Annotated in this window: 24 protein-coding genes and 1 pseudogene; 14 read left to right on the top strand and 11 right to left on the bottom strand. The window is 71.5% G+C overall.

All coding sequences use genetic code 11. The features are described 5' to 3' along the window. The first annotated feature begins 113 nt into the window (after positions 1-113). Entirely contained in the window at positions 114-1,112 is a 999-nt protein-coding gene (locus ACZ7HT_RS03065; RefSeq protein ID WP_471159120.1) for a DMT family transporter, read from the top strand. On the opposite strand, the gene ACZ7HT_RS03060 is transcribed toward ACZ7HT_RS03065, so the two are convergent. The 3 genes from ACZ7HT_RS03060 to ACZ7HT_RS03050 all read right to left on the bottom strand — a co-directional run bounded on the left by ACZ7HT_RS03060 (position 993) and on the right by ACZ7HT_RS03050 (position 4,599). After that, positions 993-2,408 (bottom strand): transglycosylase family protein, encoded by a 1,416-nt coding sequence (locus ACZ7HT_RS03060; protein ID WP_471159118.1) that lies wholly within the window; start codon positions 2,406-2,408, stop codon positions 993-995. The two genes, ACZ7HT_RS03065 and ACZ7HT_RS03060, sit on opposite strands and share 120 nt — an antisense overlap. A gap of 482 nt (positions 2,409-2,890) precedes the next feature. Further along, positions 2,891-3,310, bottom strand: coding sequence for an aspartate 1-decarboxylase (gene panD, locus ACZ7HT_RS03055; RefSeq protein WP_471159116.1), 420 nt, complete (start codon positions 3,308-3,310; stop codon positions 2,891-2,893). Between the two features lie 683 nt (positions 3,311-3,993). Continuing rightward, positions 3,994-4,599, bottom strand: a complete 606-nt coding sequence (locus ACZ7HT_RS03050) for a TetR/AcrR family transcriptional regulator (RefSeq protein ID WP_471159114.1) — start codon at positions 4,597-4,599, stop codon at positions 3,994-3,996. Between the two features lie 160 nt (positions 4,600-4,759). Between ACZ7HT_RS03050 and ACZ7HT_RS03045 the strand changes: the two genes are divergently transcribed. Further along, positions 4,760-5,782: a hypothetical protein gene (locus tag ACZ7HT_RS03045; protein WP_471159112.1), complete on the top strand. Its 1,023-nt coding sequence runs from the start codon at positions 4,760-4,762 to the stop codon at positions 5,780-5,782. Between the two features lie 215 nt (positions 5,783-5,997). On the opposite strand, the gene ACZ7HT_RS03040 is transcribed toward ACZ7HT_RS03045, so the two are convergent. After that, complete coding sequence (locus tag ACZ7HT_RS03040; RefSeq protein WP_471160028.1) at positions 5,998-6,255, bottom strand: SHOCT domain-containing protein; 258 nt, start codon at positions 6,253-6,255, stop codon at positions 5,998-6,000. A gap of 228 nt (positions 6,256-6,483) precedes the next feature. Between ACZ7HT_RS03040 and ACZ7HT_RS03035 the strand changes: the two genes are divergently transcribed. From ACZ7HT_RS03035 to ACZ7HT_RS03025, 3 genes are all read left to right on the top strand, one after another. Then, positions 6,484-7,698 (top strand): MFS transporter, encoded by a 1,215-nt coding sequence (locus ACZ7HT_RS03035; RefSeq protein ID WP_471159110.1) that lies wholly within the window; start codon positions 6,484-6,486, stop codon positions 7,696-7,698. Between the two features lie 106 nt (positions 7,699-7,804). Next, on the top strand, positions 7,805-8,551 hold the full coding sequence (locus ACZ7HT_RS03030; RefSeq protein ID WP_471159108.1) for an ABC transporter ATP-binding protein: 747 nt from the start codon (positions 7,805-7,807) through the stop codon (positions 8,549-8,551). A gap of 2 nt (positions 8,552-8,553) precedes the next feature. Beyond that, positions 8,554-11,490, top strand: coding sequence for an FtsX-like permease family protein (locus ACZ7HT_RS03025; RefSeq protein ID WP_471159106.1), 2,937 nt, complete (start codon positions 8,554-8,556; stop codon positions 11,488-11,490). Here ACZ7HT_RS03025 and ACZ7HT_RS03020 read toward each other — a convergent pair. From ACZ7HT_RS03020 to ctaD, 3 genes are all read right to left on the bottom strand, one after another. Then, positions 11,480-12,799 carry a globin domain-containing protein gene (locus tag ACZ7HT_RS03020; protein ID WP_471159104.1) on the bottom strand — a complete coding sequence of 440 codons (1,320 nt, stop codon included), beginning with the start codon at positions 12,797-12,799 and terminating at the stop codon, positions 11,480-11,482. The two genes, ACZ7HT_RS03025 and ACZ7HT_RS03020, sit on opposite strands and share 11 nt — an antisense overlap. A 262-nt stretch (positions 12,800-13,061) precedes the next feature. Then, complete coding sequence (locus ACZ7HT_RS03015) at positions 13,062-13,487, bottom strand: hypothetical protein (protein ID WP_471159102.1); 426 nt, start codon at positions 13,485-13,487, stop codon at positions 13,062-13,064. After that, complete coding sequence (ctaD, locus tag ACZ7HT_RS03010; protein WP_471159100.1) at positions 13,484-15,196, bottom strand: aa3-type cytochrome oxidase subunit I; 1,713 nt, start codon at positions 15,194-15,196, stop codon at positions 13,484-13,486. Before ctaD ends, ACZ7HT_RS03015 begins: the two co-directional genes overlap by 4 nt. Positions 15,197-15,444: 248 nt before the next feature. Between ctaD and ACZ7HT_RS03005 the strand changes: the two genes are divergently transcribed. After that, positions 15,445-17,151 carry a sensor histidine kinase gene (locus ACZ7HT_RS03005; protein WP_471159098.1) on the top strand — a complete coding sequence of 569 codons (1,707 nt, stop codon included), beginning with the start codon at positions 15,445-15,447 and terminating at the stop codon, positions 17,149-17,151. A gap of 30 nt (positions 17,152-17,181) precedes the next feature. Here the strand turns inward: ACZ7HT_RS03005 and ACZ7HT_RS03000 are convergent, their stop codons facing one another. The 3 genes from ACZ7HT_RS03000 to ACZ7HT_RS02990 form a co-directional block, all read right to left on the bottom strand. Then, the gene (locus tag ACZ7HT_RS03000; RefSeq protein WP_471159096.1) at positions 17,182-17,916 is read right to left on the bottom strand and encodes a response regulator transcription factor; all 735 of its coding nucleotides are present in this window, start codon (positions 17,914-17,916) and stop codon (positions 17,182-17,184) included. Positions 17,917-18,205: 289 nt separating this feature from the next. Further along, the gene (locus tag ACZ7HT_RS02995; RefSeq protein WP_471159094.1) at positions 18,206-18,847 is read right to left on the bottom strand and encodes a vitamin K epoxide reductase family protein; all 642 of its coding nucleotides are present in this window, start codon (positions 18,845-18,847) and stop codon (positions 18,206-18,208) included. Further along, a complete protein-coding gene (locus ACZ7HT_RS02990) occupies positions 18,828-19,379 on the bottom strand; it encodes a hypothetical protein (protein ID WP_471159092.1) in 552 nt (183 codons plus the stop codon). The genes ACZ7HT_RS02995 and ACZ7HT_RS02990 overlap by 20 nt, the downstream gene beginning before the upstream one ends. Before the next feature lie 218 nt (positions 19,380-19,597). On the opposite strand from ACZ7HT_RS02990, the gene ACZ7HT_RS02985 reads away from it, so the two are divergent. From ACZ7HT_RS02985 to ACZ7HT_RS02950, 8 genes are all read left to right on the top strand, one after another. Continuing rightward, a complete protein-coding gene (locus ACZ7HT_RS02985) occupies positions 19,598-20,068 on the top strand; it encodes a pyridoxamine 5'-phosphate oxidase family protein (RefSeq protein ID WP_471159090.1) in 471 nt (156 codons plus the stop codon). Positions 20,069-20,416: 348 nt separating this feature from the next. Continuing rightward, entirely contained in the window at positions 20,417-20,770 is a 354-nt protein-coding gene (locus ACZ7HT_RS02980) for a zinc ribbon domain-containing protein YjdM (protein WP_471159088.1), read from the top strand. 151 nt (positions 20,771-20,921) lie between these two features. Continuing rightward, positions 20,922-21,263: an ArsR/SmtB family transcription factor gene (locus tag ACZ7HT_RS02975; protein WP_391819377.1), complete on the top strand. Its 342-nt coding sequence runs from the start codon at positions 20,922-20,924 to the stop codon at positions 21,261-21,263. 56 nt (positions 21,264-21,319) lie between these two features. Next, positions 21,320-22,981 carry a SulP family inorganic anion transporter gene (locus ACZ7HT_RS02970; RefSeq protein WP_471160025.1) on the top strand — a complete coding sequence of 554 codons (1,662 nt, stop codon included), beginning with the start codon at positions 21,320-21,322 and terminating at the stop codon, positions 22,979-22,981. After that, the gene (locus ACZ7HT_RS02965) at positions 22,978-23,391 is read left to right on the top strand and encodes a pyridoxamine 5'-phosphate oxidase family protein (RefSeq protein ID WP_471159085.1); all 414 of its coding nucleotides are present in this window, start codon (positions 22,978-22,980) and stop codon (positions 23,389-23,391) included. The genes ACZ7HT_RS02970 and ACZ7HT_RS02965 overlap by 4 nt, the downstream gene beginning before the upstream one ends. Next, complete coding sequence (locus tag ACZ7HT_RS02960) at positions 23,388-23,804, top strand: ATP-binding protein (protein WP_471159083.1); 417 nt, start codon at positions 23,388-23,390, stop codon at positions 23,802-23,804. The genes ACZ7HT_RS02965 and ACZ7HT_RS02960 overlap by 4 nt, the downstream gene beginning before the upstream one ends. Further along, positions 23,801-24,235: an STAS domain-containing protein gene (locus ACZ7HT_RS02955; protein ID WP_471159081.1), complete on the top strand. Its 435-nt coding sequence runs from the start codon at positions 23,801-23,803 to the stop codon at positions 24,233-24,235. Before ACZ7HT_RS02960 ends, ACZ7HT_RS02955 begins: the two co-directional genes overlap by 4 nt. A gap of 360 nt (positions 24,236-24,595) precedes the next feature. Next, positions 24,596-24,946, top strand: coding sequence for an ArsR/SmtB family transcription factor (locus ACZ7HT_RS02950; RefSeq protein ID WP_471160022.1), 351 nt, complete (start codon positions 24,596-24,598; stop codon positions 24,944-24,946). Between the two features lie 357 nt (positions 24,947-25,303). Here ACZ7HT_RS02950 and ACZ7HT_RS02945 read toward each other — a convergent pair. Continuing rightward, positions 25,304-26,440: pseudogene (locus ACZ7HT_RS02945) on the bottom strand (methyltransferase domain-containing protein); the annotation flags it as partial. Positions 26,441-26,785: the final 345 nt, after the last annotated feature.

Genomic DNA, 26,785 nt, shown 5'->3' with positions numbered 1-26,785 from the left:
GCGGGCGTACATCCGAGGTCGTATGCGGGGGCCGCGTACTGCGTAGGTGGTAGGGCCGAAGACGTCCCCTGGTACGACGACGCGAACGGCCGATCGGAGAGATCGTGGAAGGTATGAGTCCACTCATGCTGTCCGTCGTCCTGGCCCTGGCCTCCGCGGTCGCCTACGCGGCCGCGGCGATCGTGCAGGAGCGCGTCGCGTCCTCGGCCGCGGGTCCGCGCTACGCGCCGCTGCGCAGCCCGGCCTGGTGGGTGTCCGTCCTGCTCAACGGCTTCGGCGCGACGCTGCACGTCGCCGCCCTCGCCTACGGGCCGCTCAGCCTGGTCCAGCCGCTGGGTGCCCTGACGATCGTGTTCGCGCTGCCCATGGCGGCCCTGTTCGTCGGCCGCAGGGCCGGGCGGCGGGCCTGGCGCGGCGCCCTGATGGCCACGATGGGCCTCGCCGGGCTGCTGAGCCTGACCAGCGGCGACGAGGCCGGGTCCCTGGCCGACGGCGAACGGTGGCTGCTCGCGGGCGCCACCTTCGGCGCGGTGGCCGTCCTGTTCACCGCAGCGCACCTCGTGGGCCGGTCCGTGCTGCGCAGCATCGTGCTCGCCGCGGCGGCGGGCGTCTCCTTCGGCATCGCCTCGGTCCTCACGAAGGCGGTGGCCGAGGAGTGGACGCCCCGGTCCCCGCTCGCCGAGTGGACGGGACTGCTCGTCCTCTCGGTGTTCGCCGTGACCGGCCTCCTCCTGTCCCAGGCCTCGTACCGGGGTGCGGGTCTCGCCGCGCCGCTGGCCACCGTCACCGTGGTGAACCCGGTGGTCGCGGCGGCCGTGGGCCTGACACTGTTCGGCGAGAGCTTCCGCTACGGCACGGCGGGCACCGTCGCCGCGCTGATCTGCGGCACGGTCGCCGCGGCCGGCCTCGTCCAGCTCACGCTGGACCGCATGACGTCCGCACCGGACTCGCTGTCGGTGTCATCCGCCCCGATGGAGTCTTCCTTTCCGGACTCAGAGGACGACTCCCCGCGCCCGGAGGTAGGCCAGCGGGTCGATGTCGGAGCCGTACCCGGGACCCGTCCGGATCTCGAAGTGGAGGTGCGGTCCCGAGCTGTTGCCGGTCGACCCTGACCGCGCGATGCGCTGACCGGCGTGCACCCGCTGACCCTCGCGGACGGTGAGGGCGGAGAGGTGCCCGTACTGGCTGTAGCGGCCGTCGTCGTGGCGCACGACGATCTGGTAGCCGTACGCGCCGCCCCACCCGGCCGAGACGACCCGGCCTCCGGCGACGGCCTTGACCGAGGTGCCGGTGGGCACGGGGAAGTCGACGCCGGTGTGGTATCCGCTGGACCAGGACGAACCGCGGGTGCCGTAGCGGGTGCCGATGTCCGCGGAGACGGGCGCGGAGTAGCGGGGGGCGCTCGTCTGGGAGGCGGGCTTGGGGGCGGGGCGGGTCGCGGGCCTGGGGGCGGGGTGGGTCGCGGGCTTGTGGCTCGTCTTGGTGACGGGCTTGGGGCTCGGGTTGGTGCGCGGCTTGGGGCTGGGCTTGGGGCTCGGGATGGTGTGCGGCTTGGGGCTCCGATTGGTGTGCGTGGTGGCGGCCGCGGGCTTCCGGGCGGGGGCCTTGGGGAGAGCGGCCTGGGCGGGGGCGGCCTTGGGAAGGGCGCCCTGCGTGGGAGGGGCGGCCTTTTTGGGGGCCGCGATGTCGGCCGGCCGGGCGGCCCTGGGGGCCGGAAGGGCCTTCTTCGGCTTCCCCGGTGCGGTGATGCGCAGGGTCAGGCGCTGGCCCGGGAGGATGAGGTCGGGGTCGTCGCCGACGACGGCCCGGTTGGTCTCGTACAGGCGCTGCCAGCCGCCCTTGACGTGCTCCTCGCCGGCGATCTTCGACAGGGAGTCGCCGGGCGTCACCGTGTACATCTCGCGCACGGTGGGAACGGTCGTCGGACCGGCGCTCGGCGTCGTCTGCTCGGGTAAGGCGCGCTGCCCGGGCAGGGAGGCCGTACGGACGGCGTTGCCGCCCCCGGCGCGCAGCGCTGTGACGTCCGGGGACCCGCCGCCCCGGGCGAGCCCCGCGCGGGGGCCGCAGGACGGCCACGCTCCGGGCCCCTGGCCTTTCAGGACACGTTCGGCGATCGCGATCTGCTGGTCCTTGGAGGCGAGGTCGGCGCGCGGCGCGTAGTGCGTGCCGCCGTACCGCTCCCAGGTGGACTGGCTGAACTGGAGACCGCCGAAGTAGCCGTTGCCGGTGTTGATGTGCCAGCTGGAGGAGGACTCGCAGGAGGCGACCTTCTCCCAGACGTCCAGCGAGGCGGCCTGCGCGGCGCCGGCACCGATCAGCGGCAGGGCGGCGCCTCCCGCGGTGACGGTGAGCGAGGCACGGTTGATCCGGCTCGGCTGGTGGCGGCGGTGACGTCCGCGTACGGCCATGGGCCCCCCTATGAACACAGCAGCGGCCGTCCAAGTTAGGGGTGGCGCACGCTCCGTGACAAGGGTCGCGCGGAAGCGCGGACGTCTTCTGTCACCTCCGCGCCGCCTCCGGCCCCCCGCCGGCGGGCCCGGGCTCGGGCCGGGGCTCGGGATCCGGTACGGGCCCACCCGGCTGGGGCGCGGGCGGGGGCGCCGGATCCGGCGGGGTCGGCACCGGGTTGGGCGGGGGCACGGGCGGCGGCGAGGGCACCGGCGGCGGGATGGGCGAAGGGGGAAGCGGATCGGGGAAGGGGTGAGTCATGACGGACCTCTCGGTCGACGGGTCTCCCCTGTACAGGGTCTGCCCGACAGGGGGTCCCGCATGCGCGGAGTCCCCATGCATGGGGTCGCTCAGGCGCGGGGTCCCACAGGGGGGTCTCCCCTTCCAGGGTCACCCGGCCGCCTCACCGGCGCCCGCCGGATCCGGCCCCCTCGGCTCAGACCTACGCGGGCACGGCGTGCGGGGCGCGCACGGTGTCGGTTCCGGGGACCGGCGCCGAGGCGTCGCCGCCCAGCTCCACGATGCGGTTGTCGCCGTCGACGTGGACGACGCGCGGCACGAAGGTACGCGCCTCCGCGTCCTCCATCTGCCCGTAGCTGATCAGGATCACCAGGTCGCCGGGGTGCACCAGGTGGGCGGCCGCACCGTTGATCCCGATGACACCGGAACCGCGCTCGCCCTCGATGACGTAGGTCTCGAGGCGGGCCCCGTTGTCGATGTCGACGATGTGGACCAGCTCGCCGGGCAGCAGATCCGCCGCCTCCATCAGCTCCGCGTCGACGGTGACCGAACCCACGTAGTGCAGGTCTGCCTGGGTCACGGTGGCGCGGTGGATCTTGGACTTGAACATCGTACGTATCATCGAGGTACTCCTGGACTTAGGCTCCCTGCCTGCGTTTTTGCAGGTCAAGGGCTGTTTCCTCACCCTACAACGAGTCGCAAGTCCAGCTGACCCCAGGTTTTCAGGACCCACGCTGACCACTTGCCGACTTTCCTGACGCGTCGCCAGGTGATGACAAGGGGCTGCGGCGCCCCTCCCGCCCCCACCATGACGACCCCACAAGCCTACGCAGCACGCTCTCGGCTGCACCCGTGATCACCGTCACCTACCCCAGCAGGCCCAGCGGTGCTTCCAGGTCCCCCTACGGACCGCGAGGGAGGCACCCGCATCTCGCCAGATAACCAAGGCGGGAAGCAGCGCGGCTCCTAGCCGGCGTCCGCGATCCGTACGACCAGCTTCCCGCGGCCGTGTCCGCCCTCCAGGCGGCGTATCGCTCATTGATCTCTTGAATGCTTCCGAAGCGAGGCCGGTCCACCCGCGCTTGCACGATCCAGTTCGAGTGCGAGGTTGTCCCGCCATGGGATACCGGTGCGGCCCCCGGAGCGCATGCCGTCGATCAAGGACATCGGTTCCAGGTCGGCGGCCGTCCCGGCTTTCGCCCGTGGGCAACAGCGGTTCCAGAGTGGCCCATTGCTCGTCCGCCAGATCTCCGCGCACCATGATCCGAGATCATCGCGCGCGGTCAAAAGGCGTCTGTGCTGTCTTCAGGTTGGTGGTGCGCTTCGGCCGCGCACGAGCGGCAGGTACACCTCGTCGACGATCTCGACCAGGACCTCGTCGGGCGCGGTGGGGACGCCGCGTACGACGAACTCGTTGCGGAGCAGGGTCATGGCGACGGTGGCGACCCTGGGGTGGAGGGCCTCGGGAGAGGCTTCGCCGCGTGCGATCGCGCGCCCCAGGATGGCCAGCCAGGGGGCGGCCGCCGCGTCGCCGGACTGTTCCTGGAGTTGCGCCAGGAGTTCGGCGGTGCCACCGGAGGCGGCGAGGAGCTCCCGCAGGATCGCGCCCTGGGGGGAGCTCCAGTAGCGGTTCGCCTGACGCAGCCACTCCAGGACGTCGCCTCGCAGGCTGCCGGTGTCGGGCGGCTGGACGGCCGTGGCGAGCCGCTGGTAGGCGGCGATGGCGAGGGCGAGCCGGTTGGGCCAGCGGCGGTAGAGGGCGTTCTTGTTGGTACCGGCACGGGTGGCGACCTTGTCCATGGTCAGTCCCGAGAATCCGGCCTCGGTGAGTTCGTCAGCCGCCGCCCGCAGGATCGCGTCCTCCAGGGCGGCTCCGCGTCGCCGTGTCTGCCCGACAGCCGGCTGACCCATCGGCCCCATTGGACCCATCGGCCCCGTCGGCTTCTCCGGCATGACCCCTACCCGCTATCGATACTCGGCGTACCTCTCCATTGTGACGACGTGCCCAGACCCTCGGCAAATAGGGTACGGTCCGTACCGTAAGTCTTAGCGGTCGGAGAGGGAGCGACGCATGCGCGCCAAGGGCATCAGCTACGACACCGGATTCGCCTCGAACGGCCACCTCGGCCGTGAGCGCTTCGATGCGGAGGTGGTGCGGCGCGAGCTGACGATCATCCGCGACGACCTGCACTGCACCGCGGTCCGCATCATGGGCGGGGACCCGGACCGGATCGAACTCGCCGCGGGACACGCCGCAGACCTCGGGCTCGAAGTCTGGTTCTCCCCCTACCCGCTCGAACTGACCACCGACGAGATGCTGTCCCTGTTCGCCGACTGCGCCGAGCGCGCGGAGCGGCTCAGGCGACGCGGAGCCGACGTCGTGTTCGTCACCGGCGCCGAACTGAGTCTGATGAACAAGGGATTCCTGCCCGGCGACAGCACCGACGAGCGCGTCGCACTCCTGAGCCGCCCCGAGCGGGTGCGCGAGCACATCGGCGAGGCCGGCGCCAGGGTCAACGCGTTCCTGGCCGAGGCCGTGGCAGTGGTCCGCGGACGCTTCCACGGCAAGGTCACCTATGCCGCCGTACCGCTGGAGAACGTCGACTGGGCCCCGTTCGACATCATGTCCCTCGATCTCTACCGGTCGGCCGAGATCGCCGACCGGTTCGCCGCGGGCGTTCGGCACCTCGTCGAGCAGGGCAAACCGGTGGCCATCACGGAGTTCGGCGCGGCCACCTATCGGGGCGCCGCCGACCGGGGTGCTCGTGGCCTGGAGATCGTCGAGTACGACGGGGACACCCGCGCGCCGCTGCGACTCGACGGAGAGTACGCCCGTGACGAAGGCGGTCAGGCGGCCTGTCTGCGTGAACTGCTGGAGGCGTTCGACGCCGGAGGCATCGACACGGCCTTCGTGTTCACCTTCGCTCTCTACGACTTCCCGCACCGCCCCGACGGCGACCCCCGCGACGACCTGGACCTGGCCAGCTACGGCATAGTCAAGGTGCTCGAAGACCGCCCCGGCGCCACCTTCCCCGGCATGCCGTGGGAACCCAAAGCCGCGTTCACCGCACTCGCCGACCGCTACCGCGACTGAACGGCGCCGAAGCGGCGGTGTAGGGATCCCGCATCCCCGCCGCAGTCCTGGAGCCGGCCGAGCCGGGTGGTGTGCTTGATCTTCCGTCGGCGCAGGTAGTGCCGGTCACGCAGCGAGGTGTTCGCGCGATCGTCCCCGCGTCGATCAGGTCCTCGTCGTCGCGAAGCTGGGCGGGCGGGGCCCGTCTGCCAGGACTCCTCAGCGGCTGCGTGGGCTCACGGTTCCGCGTTGCGCAGGGCGGTCAGGCGCCGTCGGTACTCCTCTTCGTCGATCTCACCGCGCGCGAGTCGCTCGCTCAGGATCTGCTCGGCGGGCGCCGCGGGCCGGGACGCCGGCGGCCGTTCCGCAGCACGGTCCAGTGCGCGGAAGGCCATCACCGCAACAGTGATGAGAAGGCCCCAGAACAGCACCATCCCGGCTGACATGGCGAACCAGCCCCATCCGTTCAAGCCGTTGCCGTACCAGAACATCATGGCCATTCACACTCCCGACAACCGGGCCGGCAGGAGCCGGACGCCCCTGCCTCCGGCCCGTCCGACACTTCCACCGTGTCCGGTCCAGGACGCCGCGCACAGGGCCGACCGGCCCCTGGCAGTGGGCCGGTCGGCCTCGGAAGGGAACGGCTGGCACCTGGGGCCGGGCACGCGGCTGCGGCAGTGTGGTGGCACACCCTGCTTCCGGATTGCCGGCGGGAGGCCACCATGGTCCGGAACCCGGAGAGCCCGCCCGTCGCGGATGCCCCGCGACCGTGGCAGATGCTGCTCCTCGCCACCATCGGGTTCACGCTCTGTTTCTGGGCGTGGGCGCTGCTCGCCCCGCTCGGCCCTCGGCTCCGTGACGACCTCGGCCTCAGCTCCTTCGAGCAGGCGCTGGTGGTCGCCGTGCCCGTGGTGGTCGGCGCGCTCGGCCGGATCCCGGCAGGAGCGCTGACGGACCGCTGGGGCGCCCGCAGGGTCTTCCCCCTCGTCGCGGCCCTGACGATCCTCCCCGTGCTGTACTTGGGGCACCTGGCCGACTCGTTGCCCGAGGTGATCGCGGGCGGCTTCCTCCTCGGCCTCGGGGGTACGGCCTTCGCCGTCGGGGTGCCGTTCGTCAACGCCTGGTACCCACCCGCACGGCGGGGCGTGGCTCTCGGGATCTTCGGCATCGGCACCGGGGGAACGGCCTTGTCGGCCTTCACCACCGTCCAACTGACCGACGCCGTAGGACGGGCGTTCCCGTTCGACCTCGTGGCCGGCTGCCTCGCCGTGTACGCCGGAATCGCCTGGTTCCTGCTCCGCGACCGCCCGGGGCGCGCGGTGGCGACGGCGACGCTTTTCTCGCGCACGGCCCTGGCCGTGCGTACGCCGGCCACCTGGCACCTCGCTTTCCTGTACGCCGTGTCCTTCGGAGGATTCGTCGCGTTCAGCGTCTACCTGCCGACCTACCTCACCAGGGCGTACGAGCTGGGCCGCTCCGACGCGGCGCTGCGGACCGCGGGATTCGTCGTCCTCGCCGTGGCGATGCGGCCGGTGGGCGGCTGGCTGTCGGACCGTACCCACCCCGTACCCGTCCTGACGGTGTCGTACGGGCTCGTCGCGGCATGCGCCCTGGTCGCGGCCTTCGAGGCGGAGCTGGTCCCCGTGGGAACAGCCGCCTTCCTCGGCATGGCCGCCGGCCTGGGCGCCGGGTCCGCGGCGGTCTTCGCGCTGGTCGCCGCTCTGGTCCCGGCCGAGCGGGTCGGCTCGGTGACGGGAGTGGTCGGGGCGGCGGGCGGTCTCGGGGGCTTCTTCCCACCGCTCGTGATGGGAGCGGTCGACAGCATCGCGCACGACTACACATGGGGATTCGTCCTCCTCGCCGTCACCGCGGCGGGCGCGGGAACCCTGGCGGCCACCGCTGTCCGGCGACGCGCCCGGGCGACCGCGGGCCTGTGACCGCGGTCGGCGAAGCCGCCGAGGAGGCCGCCGCCCGGCGATTGGGCCCTTCGGCCCCTCATCCGGGCCTGGGTGGCCGTAGCTCCGGTTCCTTCGGGAGGTTGGCATGGAAGGCATGAAGTCCGACCGGGCACTCCTCGTCGCCACCGGGGTTCGCAAGATCTACCGGACGGGATCTGTGGAGGTCACCGCCCTGGACGACCTGGATCTCCTCGTGCGCCACGGGGAGATGGTGGGAGTCATGGGGCCGTCCGGTTCCGGAAAGACCACGCTGTTGAACTGTCTGTCGGGGCTCGACGACATCGACGCCGGCCGGGTGGAGGTCGACGGCCACGATCTGTTCGCGATGTCCGACGCGGCGCGCACGGAGCACCGGGCCCACACCATGGGGTTCGTCTTCCAGGCGTTCAATCTGATACCGGTCTTCTCCGCGGTGGAGAACGTCGAACTGCCCCTGCTGCTCGTCGGCACCCGGCCCCCTGAGGCACGCCGCAGGGCACTGGCCATGCTCGACAGGGTGGGCCTCGGCCACCGCGTGGAACACCGGCCGAGCGAGATGTCCGGGGGTGAACAACAGCGGGTGACCATCGCCCGTGCCCTGGCCGGCAGCCCCGCCATCGTGTGGGCGGACGAATCGACGGGCAACCTCGACAGCGCGATGGCCGACCAGGTCATGGACCTGTTGTGCGAGCTCAACCGGGCGGAGGGCCAGACGATCGTCCTGGTCACCCACGACAGCGCCATCGGCGCCCGCGTCCCCCGGCTGATCCGGATGCGGGACGGACGGCTGGTCGACGACGTCCGCCAGTCCGTCACCGTCTCCGCCGCGATCCCAGACGTCCCTTTGAGCTGACCATGTACCCGAACCTCCTCGTTCCGCTGCTCATCGTCCTCGCGCTCGCCCTCGCGGCCCTGGTGCTGGTGGCCGTCCGGCAGCCGGTGTCACGGCGGCTGGCCTTCCGGCAGGTCGCCCGTCGGCGCACCGAGGCGGCGCTGGTGATCGGCGGGTCGATGCTCGGCACGGCCATCGTCATCGGGGCTCTGGTCGTCGGCGACACCTTGAACTTCTCCGTACGACAGGAGGCGTACCGGACCCTGGGGCCGGTGGACGAGCGTGTCGTCGCACCCTCCGGACCGACCGGGCGGACCGTCACCGAGCGGCTGGCCGCCCTGGCGGGCGATCCCGATGTCGACGGCGTCCTGAGCGCCCGAGCGACCCCGGCATCGGCTGTCAGCACCACCGGCGATCGCACGGCCGCCGAACCGCGCGTGCTGGCCTGGCAGGTGGACTTCGACGAGGCGTCGCGCTTCGGCGCACCGGCTGGGCGATCCGGTCTCGGCGGACCGGATCCGCAGCCCGGCCAGGTCGTGGTCAACGAGCCACTGGCCCGGTCCCTGAGTGTCGGAGCCGGGGATCCGGTCACGCTGTATCTGTTCGGAGCGCCGCGGACGTACCGGGTCGAGCGTGTGGTGCCGGAGCAGGGTCTGGCGGGGGTCGGCCTGGGGGGCAGGCTGAACCGCGACGTGTTCCTGGCGCCGGGCGCCCTGGACTCCGCCGCACGCGCCTCCGGTGCGGAGCCGCGCTCGGTCACCTTCGTGTCCAACCGCGGCGGCGTCGAAAGCGGCGAAGCCCTCACCGACCGGGTGAGCGACGACATCCGGAAGGCTCTGGGCCCGCTCGCCGGCCAGACGTCGATCGAGACTCCGAAGCACACGGTCCTTCGGGACGCGAAGCAAGCCGGGGACTCCCTCGGTGCCCTGTTCCTCATGATCGGCAGTTTCAGCATCATCGCGGGCGCACTGCTCCTGGTGAACATCTTCGTGATGCTCGGCGAGGAACGGAAGTCGCAGATGGGCATGGTGCGGGCCGTGGGGATGAAGCGCTCGCGCCTCGTCGGGTCCTTCACCCTCGAAGGGGCCACCTACGCGTTGCTGTCCGCACTGCCGGGCGTGGCCATCGGGGTCGCCGTCGGCTGGGGCGTCGCCGTGGTGGCGGCGCAGATCTTCCAGGGCTGGTCCGTCGGCGGAAGCAGTCTCCGCATCGCGTTCGCCGTCACCCCCACCAGCATCCTCAACGGACTGGCCATGGGCCTGCTCATCGCCTTCGCGGCGATCCTGGCGACCAGCGTGCGCATCAGCAGGTTCAACATCATCGCCGCCATCCGCGACCTCCCGACCACGCCCGGCCAGGGGCCGGGCCGCCGACTGCTCGCGGTCTCCACCACCCTGGCCATCATCTGCGCCTTCGTGTCCGTGCCGGCCGTGGCACGCAGCCAGCCCGACGCGACGTACCTCGTGCCGGCGCTCGCCCTCGCCTTCGCCACTCCGGCACTGCTGCGCGTCCTCCCCCGTCACGCGGTCACCACCCTGGTCGCAGGAGCCGTTCTCTCCTGGACGCTCCTGGCGCCCGTCGTACGCCCCCGGATCTTCGACACGCCGTCGATGTCCGTGTACGTCATCCAGGGCGCCCTGGCCGCCTTCTCCGCGGTGGTGCTGGTCAGCGACAACCAGAAGACGCTGCTGCGCCCCGTACGACGCCTCCTCCAACGCCCGACGGAGGGCGGCCTGGCGGCGCGGCTCGCCGTCGCGTACCCCTTGGCCAAGCGGTTCAGGACCGGCGCGACGCTGGTGATGTACACGCTGATCGTGTTCGTCCTCGTCCTCCTGACGGAGATCTCGGGCATCCTCCGCGCCGGAGTGGACGGAGTCGTCGCCGATGCCACCGCCGGATACTCCCTGCGGCTGGACTACAACCCGCAGGTCGCCGGAGACCGGCTCGCCACCGAGCTACGGACCGGCCCCTCGGCCTCCGGGATCTCCGCCGTGACACCGCTGCTCAACGCCACGGGCAGGGCCACCGATCCAGGGCACCGCAGCACTCGGCCGCTCGACATCGCCGCCGTCGGGGTGCCCGACGGCGCGATCACCGGCATCACCTTCCGCGAGCGGCTGCCCGGCCTGTCCGACGACCCGGCGGTGTGGCGCGCACTGGCCACCGATCCTCGTTACGTCGTCATCGACGGCTTCTTCGGCAGCACCGGCGGCCCCGCGGGCGACTACTACGACCCCGGAGACACCCTCACTCTGACGGATCCCCGCACGGGTCGCAGCGAACAGAAGGTGATCGCCGGCGTGCTCAGCAACGGCATGGTCTTCTACCCGGGTACCGGCGCCAGTTCGACGACGTACCCCGTCGTGTCGAGCGACCGGGCGACGCGCGAGCTCTTCGGCGTGCAGGCGCAGAACGCCTCCGCACTGGTGAGAACCAGCCCCGGCACCTCACCCGACGCCCTGGCGACCCAGCTGCAGGGTGAGCAGCTCTCGTCCAGCCTCGTCGCCACGCCCATCGAGTCCGACATCCGCCGCCAGTTCGACTCCAGCACCGCGTTCTTCCGCCTCATGCAGGGTTTCCTCGCCCTGGGTCTCGGCGTGGGCATCACCGGCCTCGGCGTCGTCATGGTCCGAGCCGTACGCGAACGCCGGCGCACCATCGGCATCCTGCGGGCCCTCGGCTTCCGGGCGTGGACCGTCCGGCGGTCCTTCCTGTGGGAGAGCGCGTTCGTCGCCGTGGAGGGAATCGTGCTCGGATCCCTGCTGGGCGTGCTCACCACGTGGCTGATGTACAGCAACAGCGCTGCCTTCGCGGGCCTCGACGGAGGCTTCCCGGTCGAATGGGCCAGCATCTGCGGCCTGGCCGCGGCCACCTTCGCGGCATCCCTCCTGGCCACGATCGGGCCGGCGCGCCGTGCCGCGGGGATCCGTCCGGCGCTCGCGGTCCGCGTCACGGAGTGACGTGCGCCCGCGGACGGGCGGTCTGCGCGGTACGCGTGCCCATCGGTCCGGGGCAGCCGGGGGACGCCGTCCCGTCGATCGGGTCGTGGTGAATGCGGCGTGGAGGAGCCGTCATCGCCGTCAGCCTCTCCACGGTGGCGGCGACCATGGCGGGCGGGCCGCTCACGTAGGCGACACGCCCGGACCAGTCGCCGTGCCGGACCGCCGCTTCGGCGAGCGGGCCGTCGTCGGCGGCCCCGGGGCCCTCACCGATCACCGGAACGACGCGCAGCCAGGAGTGGCGGGTCTCCAGCTCGGCGAGAGCGGCCGTGTCGTACAGGTCCTCCAGCGTGCGGGCGCCGAGGAACAGGTGTGCGCTGCGGCCGTGCGGGCGGCGCACGGCCAGCTCGTCCAGGAGTGCCTTGGCCGTGGCCCATCCCGTCCCACCCGCCACGACGAGTACGTCGTGCGTCGGACCGTCGTCGAGCGTCATGGTTCCCTGTGCGGGCCCGATGCGCAGCGGGTCGCCGACGCGGGTGTGCGACACGAGCGCGTCGCTCACGCCGCCCGGGCCCGTACGCCGGATGTGGAACTCCAGCTCTCCGTCCGTCCGCGGCGCGCAGGCCATGGAGTACGGCCGCCAGGCGTGCGGCAGCAGCGGCGATTCAAGCCTGGCGTACTGTCCCGCCCGGTACGGAAAGGGTTCCGCGGTGCAGACCCGGAGGACGGCGACGTCGGGACCGCACATGCGGTGTTCCGTCACCGTCGCGTTCCAGAAGGCGGGCTCGGCCAACGCCTCGTGCGCGCCGCCGACCATGGCGGCCACGGCGAACCTCACCATCCGCACCCAGGCCCGCTCCATCTCCTGGGCCCATCGCTCCCCGGCACTGCGCCGCAGGGCTTCGACGAGCGCGGACTCGAACACCTCGTAGTGCACGGGCCGCACTCCCAGCTTGCGGTGGTCGCGGCCCAGTCGGGCGCAGTAGTCCGCCACCTCGTCCGGCCGGTCCAGGTGGTCGATCAGGTACCAGAAGGCCCTTTCCAGGTGCGCCTGCTGGAAGTCCATCGAGTCGGGGAACAGCCCGCGCAGATACGGATGCTGCTCGAACATCGCCTGATAGAGGTGATCGATGAGGTCGCTGAAGGGGGTCACCGATGGCAGATGGCGCTTGATCGTCTCCTGGTCGCCGGTTCCGTCGAACGAGCGCGCGCCCTCCGCCGGCCCCTCGGTCCCGCGCGAGGAGAACAGCTGCCGGCGCAGCCGCATCGCGTCCTGGCGCGCGAGGAGCGCGTGGTACTCGTCGTAAGCGTCGCCTGTGATGGTGCTCAAGTGCCTGCTCTCTCCGTGCCGTATGTCCCGGGGCTCCACCCCGTCCCTCCCGGCGTCCGGACGGCGGGCGCGGGGCCGGCCCGGCCAGGACCGGCGCGCACGCGGAGCGATGACCACCGTGGGGGGGGGGGCGGCCGAAAGCGAAGAGGTGGGGCCGGCAACCCGTCCCACGCGGGGGGGAGGCAGGCTTTCCCCGCCTTCCCCCCACCCCCCCGCCCCCAACAAAAGGGCCGTTAGGCCCTTTCGCTCCGTGTCTCCGTCCTCACGTCGGCAGCAGCGCGATGCTCATCGCCACGACCAGGCCCGCGCCAAGGCCGACAGCGAGGGCGAAGGCGTACGGGGTCGGACGGGATGTCCTGCGGGGCGGGGCCGAGTCCAGGGCGGCCCAGCAGGCGGCGTCCTCCCGTTCCTCGCGGTGGCGCCGAACCGCCGCGCCTACGCGCGCCGTGGCGCTCGCGGCGACACCCGCCGCCGCCACGGCGGGGAGAAGCGGAGCCGGGACTCCGACGAGGAGCAACAGCGCGATCACACCGGCCGTCGTCCAGCCGGTCACACACGCCGTCGCGGCCAGGCGCCGGGAGGCCGGACGGTCGGCGCCCGCACGCAGGTCGACGAGCGCGGGGACGTACCAGACGCACCCGGAGGCGGTCACGACACCCATCCCCAGGGCCAGGACGGCTGCCGTCACCGGACGCCCGCCGTCTCGTCGGACCGGTTCTCCAGTCGGTCGAGGGCGGCGGTCTCAGGGTGGTGCAGGTCGAACGCCGGGGACTCGGAGCGGATCTTCGGCAGGGTGAGGAAGTTGTGCCGCGGCGGCGGGCAGGACGTCGCCCACTCCAGTGAACGGCCGTACCCCCACGGGTCGTCGACCTCGACGCGCTTCCCGTAACGGCCGGTCTTCCAGACGTTGTAGAAGAACGGCAGGAAGGACAGGCCGAGGAGGAAGGAGCCGATGGTGGACACGGTGTTGAGGGCGGTGAAACCGTCGGCGTTCAGGTAGTCGGCGTACCGGCGGGGCATTCCCTCGGCGCCGAGCCAGTGCTGGACGAGGAAGGTGGCGTGGAAGCCCACCGTGAGGGTCCAGAAGGTGATCTTGCCGAGCCGTTCGTCGAGCATCTTGCCGGTGAACTTCGGCCACCAGAAGTGGAAGCCGGCGAACATCGCGTACACGACGGTGCCGAACAGCGTGTAGTGGAAGTGCGCGACGACGAAGTACGAGTCGGAGACGTGGAAGTCCATCGGGGGCGAGGCCAGGATGACGCCGGTCAGACCACCGAAGGTGAAGGTCATGAGGAAGCCGGTGGCCCAGAGCATCGGGGTCTCGAAGGACAGTGAGCCCTTCCACATCGTTCCGATCCAGTTGAAGAACTTCACGCCGGTCGGTACGGCGATGAGGAACGTCATGAAGGAGAAGAACGGAAGGAGCACGCCACCGGTGACGTACATGTGGTGCGCCCACACGGTCACGGACAGACCGGCGATCGCGATGGTCGCGGCCACCAGACCGATGTAGCCGAACATCGGCTTACGGCTGAAGACCGGGACGACCTCCGAGATGATGCCGAAGAACGGCAGGGCCAGGATGTACACCTCGGGGTGCCCGAAGAACCAGAACAGGTGCTGCCACAGCAGCGCTCCGCCGTTGCCCGGGTCGAAGACGTGAGACCCGAACTTCCGGTCGCATTCGAGCGCGAAGAGCGCCGCCGCGAGGACCGGGAACACCATCAGCACGAGCAGCGACGTGAGCAGCACGTTCCAGGTGAAGATCGGCATCCGGAACATCGTCATGCCCGGAGCGCGCATGCAGATGATCGTGGTGATGAAGTTGACCGCGCCCGCGATCGACCCGAAACCGGAGAGGGCGACGCCCATGATCCACAGGTCGGCACCGAGGCCGGGCGAGTGGATGGCGTCGGAGAGCGGCGCGTAGAGGAACCAGCCGAAGTCCGCGGCCCCGCCGGGGGTGAGGAAGCCGCCGGCCGCTATCAGCGAGCCGAAGAGGTAGAGCCAGTAGGCCAGCATGTTCAGACGGGGGAAGGCCACGTCCGGCGCGCCGATCTGCAGCGGCATGATCCAGTTCGCGAAGCCGGTGAAGAGCGGCATGGCGAAGAGCAGCAGCATGATCGAGCCGTGCATGGTGAACGCCTGGTTGAACTGCTCGTTCGACATGATCTGCGTGCCGGGGCGCGCCAGCTCCGCGCGCATCATCAGGGCCATGACACCCCCGATGACGAAGAAGAAGAGCGCCGAGCAGAGGTAGAGCGTGCCGATCTGCTTGTGGTCGGTGGTCGTCAGCCACCCCACCCACGAGGGCCGGACCGGCCGTATGGGGCCCTCGGCGGGCTCCGGGAGACGTGTCTCCCAGGCCTTCATCTGAATGCTGCGTGCCTCGTCCACCGGACGACGACCTCCCATTCCACGTTGCGTGCCAACGGGCCGGGAAGCGTCCTCGTACGGGGGCTGCCTCGGGCGCTTCCCGGCCGCCGCCACATGATCGGCGGAGGGCACCCGGGGCCCGATAGGGTCGAACAGTCCTTCCGCGTGGTGCGGGGCAGGGCCGAACGGCCCTCTCTTCAGCGCTCGCACACGACGTACGCTGCAACGCGTACAGCCCCCACGAGAGTCAACGAGAGCCGACAGCACGCATGCCTGACACTTCGCCGCACGAGCCCCCGTCCTGGCCTCGCCTCGACGTCCCGGACCGGATGCACGGCCTGCTCACCGCGGTGATGGACCTCGGCCGCGATCTCGAACTCCCGCAGGTGCTGCGGAGCATCGTGGAGGCCGCCGTCAGTCTGACCGATGCCGAGTACGGGGCGCTCGGCGTGATCGACGACCGGCAGAAGCTGTCCCAGTTCCTGCCGGTGGGCATGGCCGACGCCGTCGTGGCACGGATCGGTCCGGCGCCCTGCGGCCACGGCATCCTCGGCGAACTCATCAGCAACCCCACCCCCCTGCGGCTCACCGACCTCACCCGGCATCCGAGCAGCTTCGGCTTCCCTCCGCACCATCCGCCGATGCGCACCTTCCTGGGAGCACCGATCCGTGTGCGGGACGAGGTCTTCGGCAACATCTATCTCACCGAGAAGCGGGGCGGCGGCGCCTTCGACGCCGACGACGAAGCGGTGCTCACCACGCTGTCGATGGCGGCGGGCGTCGCGGTCGACAACGCCCGCCTCTACCACGACAGTCGTCGCCGGGAGCACCGTCTGGAGGCTCTGGGCGAGATCACCCGCACCTTGCTCGCGGGCACCGACACCGACGGGGTGCTGCGCCTGATCGCCCGACGGGCCATGGAGGTGGCCGACGCCGATCTCGCCGCCGTGCTGCTCCCCTCCGGGCCGGCCGGCCCGGTGGCGACGGGCCCCCTCTCGACCGGCGATCTGACCGTGCATGTGGCTCACGGCGACACGGCAGAGCTCGTCCACGGAGCCGTTCTCCCGGCGTCCGGTTCGCTGGCGGGCCTCGCTGCGAGCATGCGCGGGCCGGTCGTCACGACGGATGTGCGCACCGATCCGCGGGCGCTTCCGCTCGGCGGGACGACCGGGGACGAGCACGGTCCCGTGGTGGCCGTTCCGCTCCCCGTCGACGCTGCCGTGTGCGGGGCCCTGCGGCTGAGCCGGAGAGCCGGGCGGCCGGGCTTCGACGTCGCCGAGACCCAGCTGCTCAGCGGTTTCGCCGATCAGGCGGCGATCGCACTCGAACTCGCCCGGCGGCGGGCCGAGTCCGAGGAACTGGCCGTGCTCCACGACCGCGACCGCATCGCCCGCGATCTGCACGACGTCGCCATCCAGCGGCTGTTCGCCACGGGCATGACGCTGCAGAGCGCGACCCGCGTCGTCGACCACCCCGGAGCCGCGGAGCGGATCACCCGCGCCGTGGACGATCTCGACACCACGATCCAGATCATCCGGTCGACGATTCTCCAACTGCGCACGACCGACGACGACCGCGGCGGACCCGCGCTGCGCCGGCGCATGGCCGAGACGGTCCAACTTGCCGCGCAGCACCTGGGGTTCGCCCCTTCGCTGCGCATCCTGGGCCCGGTCGACACCGGTGTCCCCGAGCCGCTGGCCGAGCACGTTCTGGCAGTGACGGCGGAGGCGCTGAGCAACACCGCCCGGCACGCCGGGGCAGGACGGGCCGAGGTGGTGCTCTCGGTCACGGACTCGGCCGATCGTCTCGTACTCACCGTCACCGACGACGGTACCGGGCTCGGGGCAGCCACCCCGACGGGCGGGCTGGTCAACATGCGCTCGCGCGCGACACAGTCCGGGGGAACCCTGCGCCTGGAGGAACCCCGGGAGGGTGGCACGCGGGTCACCTGGAGCGCTCCGCTGTCCGCCGACTGAGCCCGCACCGCCTTCCCGGGGCGTCCCCCGCTACTGAAGGTTCCCCTGCGGCTCCCGGAGTCGCTCGGCGATCATCGCCGCCTGGATCCGCCGCCCCACCCCCAGCTTGCCGAGGATCGACGACACCCGGTTCTTCACCGTCTTCTCCGCGAGGAACAGCCGCTCGCCGATCTGGCGGTTCGTGAGGCCCAGCCCGATGAGGTCGAGGATCTCCAGCTCGCGGGGCGAGAGGCGGTCGAGCTCCCCGGGCGCGGCCGTCTCGGGCGCGGGCTCCGGCCCCCGTATGCGCGCCATCACCCGGCTCGTCATCCGAGGGTCGAGCAGCGACGTGCCGGTCGCCACCGTGCGGACGGCGGCGACCAGATCGGAGCCGCCGATCTGCTTCAGCACGTAGCCGGCCGCGCCGGCCATGATGGCGTCGAACAGGGCCTCGTCGTCGTCGAAGGAGGTCAGCATGAGACAGGCCAGGCCCGGAAGCTCCGCCCGGAGTTCGCGGCACACCTCGACGCCCTCGTGGTCGCCGCCGGTCGCGCTGCCCAGGCGTACGTCGAGGACGGCGACGTCCGGTCGCACGGCGGGGATCCGGGCGAGCGCCTCGCGGGCGGTGGCCGCCTCGCCGACGACCTCGATGTCGGGCTCGGCTTCGAGCAGATCGCGCACGCCCCGGCGGACGACCTCGTGGTCGTCGAGAAGGAAGACCCGCACCCGTGCGGCGGCGGGGAGGCCGACCGTGGGGGCGGCCGGAAGAAAGGGACGGGGCTTCACCGAGAACTCCTGGGCAAGGGCGGTACGGCCGCCACGACAGCGGCGGTTTCGCGGCCGCGGCGAAGCACGGCCGCCTGCGAAACGAGCGTCAGTATGGCACCGGCCCCTCGGGGCCGAACGGCCCTGGTCGGGTAGGGCCGTTCGGCCCTGTCAGCCGGTCCGCTCTCCGTGATCGACTCACCTCCGCGACCCGGGGCGCCGGCCCCGGTGCGGCCCGGCCGTCCCCCAGGCCCGTGGCCGGCGCACCCGGGCCGCAGCCGAAGGTCCCGTACTGCCTGACCCCGCCGGCTCACAGCAGGCCCTGCCAGTAGTCCCAGAAGCGGGTCCCGATCAGCATCAGCACGCTCGCGCACCAGACGGCCGGCACGACCCATTGGAACTCCACGGCCCAGGCCACCACCGACCTGGGCGCACGCACGATCCCGTGCCTGAGGTTGTGCACCGTCGTGTACCAGAACATGACGATCGTCGCGGCCCAGGCCAGGCAGCACCAGAGACACAGTGCGCCGATCTCGTAGAGCGCCTGGCTCATCAGCCACATGCAGAAGCCCACGCCGAACAGCGTCCCGAGTTGGAGCCCGAGCCAGAACCAGCGGCGGTAGCGTGCCCCGGCCAGGGCGCCGACACCGATCGCGACGACGACGGCGTACGCGACGAGGCCCGGCATCGGGTTCGGAAACCCGAACACCGACGCCTGTTCGCTGCGCATCACGTTGGTACAGGAGAGCACCGGGCTGAGATTGCAGGACGGCATGAACCCGGGGTCCTCAAGCAGGAGGAACTTGTCGAGCGTGATCACGAACGAGGCGAGGACACCGAGCCCGCCGGTGACCACCAGAAGCCACGCGAAGGCACGGGTGGCTCCGATCGTACGGTCGGCGGGCGCCTCGACCCTCGAGGCGGTGGCGGGGTCACGCAGAGCGCTGGTCATCTCGGACTTCCCTTGCGGTGGTCAGGTCTGGGGCTGGGGCCGTGGCTGCCTGATGTACGGCCCCGCGAGCCGCCCCCACCGGCCACACGACCTCCACCGTCACTCCGCGCGTACGCGCGTACGCGACCATGTGCGCGGTGGCGTCACGCCCGTTGGACGGCGAGCCGTCCCAGACGGCCAGGAGCCGCCCGCACTGGTCGATCAGCGCTTCGTCGGCGCGCACGCAGGCGTCGCGGTCGCTCGGGTCGTAGGCCAGCAGGCGGACCTGCTCGGCCAGCGCCATCACCTCCCGGGCCGGACCCAGGTCGAGCGGCGGCAGCGCCGCGGGCACCGCACCCTGCGCTGGAAGGAGTACGACGAGCCGCCGGCCCGATGCCCGCACCGCACGGCCGAACGCCGCCGAAAGACCGGAACCCACCCGGACGAGACCGGGCGCCGGATCCCCGAGCCGCTCCATGCGCACGCGCAGCTCGCTTTCCACGGCTCTCAGCGTGTCCGGGGGCAGGTCGGCATGTCCCACCGCCGCGATCATCGATTGCCCTCGCTTCCTCGCCCTCCGGGCGTTCGTCAGCCGTTCCGTCACCGGGCCGGTCCGGCCCGAGCCCAGTGAACCGGGCCCGGTCACCGGGCCGACAGGGGCCGAACGGCCCTTCCGGGCTTCGACCGTGTGCCCTGTACTGAGGGGCGTCGGGGCTGCCGGTCCCGCCCCGCGCCGGCCGCGCGACCACAGCGAACCCCTGGGAAGGCACCGTGCACGACAAGGCAGTCCATGACGTGAAGGACCCGTGGGGCGGGCCTGACGCGGACCTGCGGCGCACCGTCGAGCTGGACCCCGGCGAGGCCCTGCGGCTCCTCTCCGGGACTCCCCTCGGCCGGATCGTCTTCACGCGGCACGCGCTGCCCGCGATCCGTCCCGTCCACCACATCGTGGACGTGGGCGACATCGTCATCCGCACCCACGAGGACGCCGCCCTCACGACGCGCGCCCAGGAGGCAGGTGCCCGGGGCGTGGTGGTCGCGTACGAGGCCGACGACATCGACATCGACGCCCGTCTCGGCTGGAGCGTCGTGGTGACCGGATACTGCCGCCTGGTCACCGACCCTCAGGAGACCGCCCGTTACAAGGCGGCGATCCGCCCCTGGACCGACCACCCCATGGACCAGGTCGTCCGCATCCGCCCGGACCTGGTCACGGGCATCCGCCTCGTCCGCGTCGGCTGAACTGCCCCACGCGGAAACGCTCCGGGACCTGTCCGGTCCCGGAGCGTCCCGCTGTGGGGCCGACCTCGTCGCGGGGGCCGGTTGCGGCAGAGAAGACGAATGCCACGCGGCCCTGCGAGGCGACCCACCCATGTGCGTGCCTTTCGCGCGAGAACTGCCGGTGGACCTCCGACCCGGGTACCGGAGCGTCGGTGGGCCGGAGGTCCCTCAGCAGTGAACGCGAACGGAACACCCTGGCAGTAGGGGCCGAACGGCCCCATCAGCGCGGTGCGCCGGTGACGTCCACCCCCACCTACGACACTGTTGCCGATTTTCGCAATTAACAGTTTGCGACCATAGAATCGTGGAGTGAACGAGAATCTCCCCCCGTGCCCCCAGTGCTCCAGCACCTACACCTACGAGATGGGCGCCCTCCTGGTCTGCCCCGAATGCGGTCACGAGTGGTCGGCCGCGACCGTCGGCGAGGCGACCGCCTCCGGCGAGAAGGTGATCAAGGACTCCGTCGGCAACGTCCTCGCCGACGGCGACACGGTGACCGTCGTCAAGACCCTCAAGGTCAAGGGCAGCCCGACCGGCATCAAGGCCGGCACCAAGGTGCGCAACATCCGCCTCGTGGACGGCGTCGACGGGCACGACATCGACTGCAAGGTCGACGGCTTCGGACCCATGCAGCTCAAGTCCAGCGTGGTCAAGAAGGCCTGACCGGACTTCCGGCACCACGACCTCACGTCTCCATGAATTGCATAATTTGGCAATTCGATACATGATGTGTTCGCTGTGTCCGTAGGTAGCCGCGGGCACAGCACCAAGCGATGCCTTCGCACACGCGAGGCGACGAGGAGAGTGCGCGACCGTGTCGGTTCCGCTGTACCAGGCCAAGGCCGAGTTCTTCCGGATGCTGGGTCACCCGGTCCGCATCCGCGTCCTTGAACTCCTGCAGGAGGGTCCGATGGCCGTGCGGGACCTTCTGGCGGCGATCGAAGTCGAACCGCCCGCACTCTCCCAGCAGCTGGCGGTCCTGCGCCGATCGGGGATCGTGACGTCGACCCGCGGCGGGGCGACCGTCGTCTACCGGCTGGCCGGGGGCGATGTGGCCGACCTCATGCAGGCCGCCCGGCGCATCCTCACCGAGATGCTGGTGGGGCAGAACGAGCTCCTCGCCGAGCTCCGGGAGGCCGAGGTCTCGCACCGGTGAACACCGTACTGACCAGGCTGCGGTCCCTCCTGCCCGTGCGCGCCGACTTCACCGCCATGGCCCGCAACCCGCGCCGGGACCTCTTGGCCGGGCTGACCGTCGCCATCGTCGCGCTGCCGCTCGCGCTCGGCTTCGGCGTCTCCTCCGGTCTCGGTGCCGAGGCCGGCCTCGCGACCGCCGTCGTGGCCGGGGCGCTCGCCGCGCTGTTCGGCGGTTCGAACCTCCAGGTGTCCGGGCCCACCGGCGCCATGACCGTCGTCCTCGTCCCCATCGTGGCGCAGTACGGCCCCAGCGGCGTGCTCACAGTCGGGCTGATCGCCGGGTTGATCGTGGTCGGGCTCGCCCTGGCCCGGGCGGGCAGGTACATGGCGTACATCCCCGCCTCGGTGGTGGAGGGCTTCACGCTCGGCATCGCGCTGGTGATCGGGCTTCAGCAGGTGCCGAACGCCCTCGGTGTCCCCAAACCCGAGGGCGACCGGGTCCTTGAAGTGACGTGGCGCGCCCTCGCGGAGTTCGTCCGGACCCCGAACTGGACGGCTCTCGCGCTCGCACTCGGCGTCGCCGCCGTGATGCTCGTCGGCGCACGGTGGCGGCCGGCGATCCCCTTCTCCATCGTGGCGGTGATCGCCGCGACCGTCGTCACCCAGGCGTTCCACCTGGACGGGGCCGCACCGATCGGCGATCTGCCGGCCGGGCTCCCCGTCCCCTCTCTCGCTTTCGTCGACCTGTCGCGGCTGGGGTCCCTGATCGCGCCGGCGCTTGCGGTCGCCGCCCTTGCCGCCCTGGAGTCGCTGCTCTCGGCGCAGGTCGCCGACGGCATGACCGTGGGGCAGAAGCACGACCCGGACCGGGAGCTGTTCGGCCAGGGCCTGGCGAACCTCGCGGCGCCCCTGTTCGGTGGCGTCCCCGCGACCGGCGCCATCGCCCGTACGGCAGTGAACGTCCGTACCGGCGCGTCCTCGCGGCTCGCCGCCCTCGCCCATGCGGCGGTCCTGGCAGTCATCATCTTCGCCGCGGCGCCCCTCGTGTCGAAGATCCCGCTCGCCGCGCTCGCCGGCGTCCTGCTCGCCACCGCCGTCCGCATGATCGAGGTGGGATCGCTGCGGGCGATGGCGAAGGCGACCCGTTCCGACGCGGTCGTCCTGGTCCTGACCGCCGTCGCCACCCTCGCGCTCGACCTCGTGTACGCGGTGATCATCGGTTTCGTCGTCGCGGGCGGCCTCGCCCTCCGTGCCGTGGCCAAGCAGGCCCGCCTCGCGGAGGTCGGATTCCGGGCGGACCTGCCGGGTGAGCACAGCGAGGAGGAGCACGCCCTTCTGGCGGAGCACATCGTGGCCTACCGGATCGACGGCCCTCTCTTCTTCGCCGCCGCCCACCGCTTCCTGCTGGAGCTGACCGAGGTGGCGGACGTCCGCGTGGTGATCCTGCGGATGTCCCGGATCACCACGATCGACGCCACCGGCGCCCTCGTCCTCAAGGACGCCGTCGAGAAGCTCAACCGGCGCGGCATCGCCGTCATGACCTCCGGGATACGGCCGGGCCAGCGCCAGGCCCTCGACTCCGTGGGCACGCTCGACCTGTTGCGTCTCGACGGGCGGGAGTTCGCCACCACGCCCGAGGCGATCGCCGGGGCCCGTGCTCACCTCCGAGGCGCCGGCGTCCTGACCGACGTACCCCCGCAGCGCACCCGTACGACCGCCGAGGAGCCCGCCCGATGACCGCCGCCACCACGCGCCGCATGGCCGACGTCTCCGGCGCGGAGGCGTTGTGGCTCCTGGAGGGAACGGCCCAGGGGCGCCTCGTCTACATGCGGCGCGAGGTGCCGGTCCTCCGGCCCGCCGTCCACGTCCTGGAGTACGGCCGGCTCATCGTCCGCTGCCCCGTCCAGGCCGACGTGGTCGCCGGCAGGCCGGTCCTGACCTACCAGGCCGACGAGATCCGGCTGCCCGCCGGCACGGGATGGAGCGTCACGGTCTCGGGGCCCGCTGAGCCGGTCACGGACGCCGTCGAGGCCGCCCATTACCTCCGTACGCTGCCGGGCTGGGCGTACGGGCCGCACGACACGCTGCTGCGGATCACCCCGCAGAGCGTGGTCGGTCACCGGCTGGGCACGGTGGAGTCCGCGTGACCTCAGACGTCGAGACCCTCCCGCACCGGCGCGTACTGACGGCGCCCACGGTGCCGGCCTCGGTGCGGCTGGTGCGCGAAGAGGCGGAGGCGACCTTCGACTCATGGGGCATCACCGCCTCGCACCCCACGATGGGTCCGGCCCTGCTCGTCCTGAGCGAGCTGGTCACCAACAGCGTCCGGCACGCCGCCGAAAGGTCCCCGGGCCTCACCGTCATCTTCGCCGCCGGAGAGTACACACTCGCCTTCGCCGTCCACGACCGCCACCCCTACCACCCCGGGGTCGTCCCGACCGGCAACACGGGTGGCCTGGCCACCGTCGCCCAGGTGACGGCCGAGTCCGGCGGCACCTGCGTCCTGCGGCGCGACGCGGACGGCAGCGGCAAAGCCGTCTGGATCACCCTCCCCCTGTGAACACGAAGGCAACGACGATGACCATCGAATGGCGCTACACCACCCACCCCGGCCTCAGTGTGCTCTCCCTGTCGGGGTACCTCGGGGCGGACGCCGTCGGGCGGTTCAGCGGCGCCGTGGGCTGGGTCCTGGCGCGCGGGACCGGCCCGGTCGTCCTCGACCTCACCAGCCTCCGCGGCTGGTCCGCCGGCGGCCAGCTGGCCGTCGCGGACGCGGCCCGTCGGCTCGCGGCCGAGGAGCGCGCGCTCGAACTCGCCGCCATCCCCGCCGACGGGTCCCTGGTCCCCACCGGCGACAACCCGCAGATCCCCGTGCACTGCGACCTGCCCACCGCGCTCGCCGCTCACCTGCATCGCGGTGAGGAGCAGCGCGAATGGTGCAGTGACGACTGGCCCGGCTCTCGTAGCAACACGTCCCCTCGCCGGAACTGACGCTCGAACAAGCGCCGACTCCCAGGCCCCTTGTCGCACGTCAGACGGTGTGCCCCGGTGGCCGCCGGCCCAAAGGCCGCGCCCTGCCGGCCTCTTGACCGGCGGACGAGGTTCGCTCCCCCGCCGGAGTGGCGCGGCGCAGCCGTCCGAGGTCGATGGAGGCCGTCACCGCCACGCGGACACGGGATTCTCAGGAGGCTCCTCTGGATTCATCGCCCATTGCCGATCTCAGCAATGGGCAAGGCTGCCAGCTCGGCGCGAAGGCGCGAGGATGATCCCCATGGCGACAGGTTCCGGGTGGAAACGATGTGCGGTGCGGCCGCGGAAGCGAGACCTCGGGGAGCTCGGGCGGTGGGCACGGTGAGCGCTCCGCTGTACCAACTGAAGGCCGAGTTCTTCAAGACGCTCGGGCATCCTGTCCGCATCCGCGTCCTGGAGCTGCTGAGCGAGCGGGACCACGCGGTCTCGGAGATGCTCTCCGAGGTCGCGGTCGAGCCGGCTCACCTGTCGCAGCAGCTCGCCGTGTTGCGCCGTGCGAACCTGGTCGTCGCACGACGCGAGGGTTCGACGGCGTACTACTCGCCGACCAGCCCCCAGGTGGCCGACCTGCTCGCGGTCGCGCGGTCGATCCTCTCCGGCGTGCTCGCGGGCCAGGCGGAGCTTCTCGCCGATCTCCGGGCAGCGGCACCGGGAGCACCACCACCCGCCTGACGGCGGTTCCGATACCGGCGGCCGTCCCCGCGGCACATGGACAGCGCTCTGCGCTGCAGGGACGGCCGCCTCCCCTACGAAAGACGGCGAACCGGCGGAGTCGCGACCGCAGGGACGGGACAGTCCCATAACTCCGACGACAGAGCGCTCCTTACGACCTCGGGAAAGATTGAGTTCGGGGTGTGCCGGCCTGGTGGTCGAGCAGCAGTCAGTGTCGCGGGCGAGGACGAGTTCGGTGCTTGTCCGTGGTCTGCTGGAACGCATGGCGGCTCGGTCGGAGACCAGGCAGGCGATCGCGATGTGGGTCTCGGCATAGACTTCACGGCGGCCGGTGAACCGCCGGAGCGGGGCCCACTGCCGCAGTTCGGCGATGGTGTGCCCGACGCAGATCCTGGCCGAGGACTTGCGGCGCCGCGCTTCGCGCCAGGCGTACTTGTCGCCGCCGCAAGCGTCGTCCTTCGGCTTCATCGGCCGGGCGCCCACTTGACGGGGAAGCTCCTTGGCCAGCCCTTGGTACCCCGAGTCGACCTTGACTCGAACGCCGGGACGATGGCGCAACTGCGCGGCGATGCCCTCGCTGCGCACCGCCGTTTGATCGTGCATACGCCCCGGCCGGACGACACCGGACGGGAGCATGCAGCCCCGGCCGTCGCTGAACGTTGTCGTTTTGATCGTGTTCTGCCTGCGCTTGCCCGAGACGAATGCCCGGCGGCCGGGTCGGCCCGCTTGCGGACGGCGGACCTGTGTCTCCGCCCCTCGAGCCGCAGCCCGACGCCCTCGGCGTCGGCGTGGGCGGGGGCGAAGACACAGGTCGCGCCGCAGATCCGCGGCGGACCGTTCGCGCGCCCGCTCGTCCACGAAGCTCCACGCCGAGCACGCCTGCCGGGCACCGGGGTCGAGCAGCATCTCGGGGCGTGCGTAGTACGCCTCCTTGAAGCCGTCGGTGCAGTCGACGGGTATCGGCACCAGGGTCACCGTCGTGTGTCCACCGAGGGCCTCGGTCAAGTCCGTGATCGCCGGATAGCGGCGCGCCTCTGTGTCCAGCACCTCCGGCGCGTACTCGTACAGCCAGAAGTCCCGCACGAGATCGGGGTCGCAGGTCAGCACGACCGCGGGGCCCCGCGCCACTCGGCGCATCTCGCGCAGCCCGGCCTTGTAGTCGCTCCACTGGTGCACGCTGAAGGTGGTCATCGCCGCGTCGAACGAATCGTCGCCGAACGGCAGGTGTTCGGCGACGCCGTCGACGGCGGGCGACAGGTGCGCCGGCCGCTGGGCGCGCATCGTCGCCGACGGCTCGACCGCCGTCACCTCCAGCGTTGCCGACTCGTACGACCCTGCTCCGGCCCCGACGTTGACCACCGTGCGCGCCCCACCCAAGGCGGCGGTGATCACCCGCTCGATCCTTGCGTCCGGCTGCCGGTAGGTGGCGTAGCCGCCGCCTATCTTGCCGTAGTCCGCATCCCCTGCGCTGCCGTCCACCCCGCGTTCGCTCATGATCCAAACCTCACCACGCTGTCAACACGTCTATCCCGCTACCGCGCCCAAGGGCGCCGACCTGGAACCAGGGTGCGCAGGTTCTCCGATGATCAACCACCAGGTCAATGCCGGCACACCCGAACTCGATTCCTCCCGAGGTCGCTAGTTAGTCTCTTTTGGGAACTCGCTCGCTCAGTGAGTTTCCATCGGGAACTGACCTCATGGCGCAAGATAGGGCCCATGAGCGCCGCCGTGCGCGGAGGAGTGGAGACGTGGTGATGAGGTCGGTGCCCGAGCGGGACGCCGCCCCCGCGACCCCGCCGGCGGCGGCGGGGGGTCGCGACCGGTGGAGCCTCCTTCTCC

Source organism: Streptomyces sp. NPDC037410, from assembly GCF_055602235.1.
This window is presented reverse-complemented; position numbering and strand designations above follow the sequence as displayed.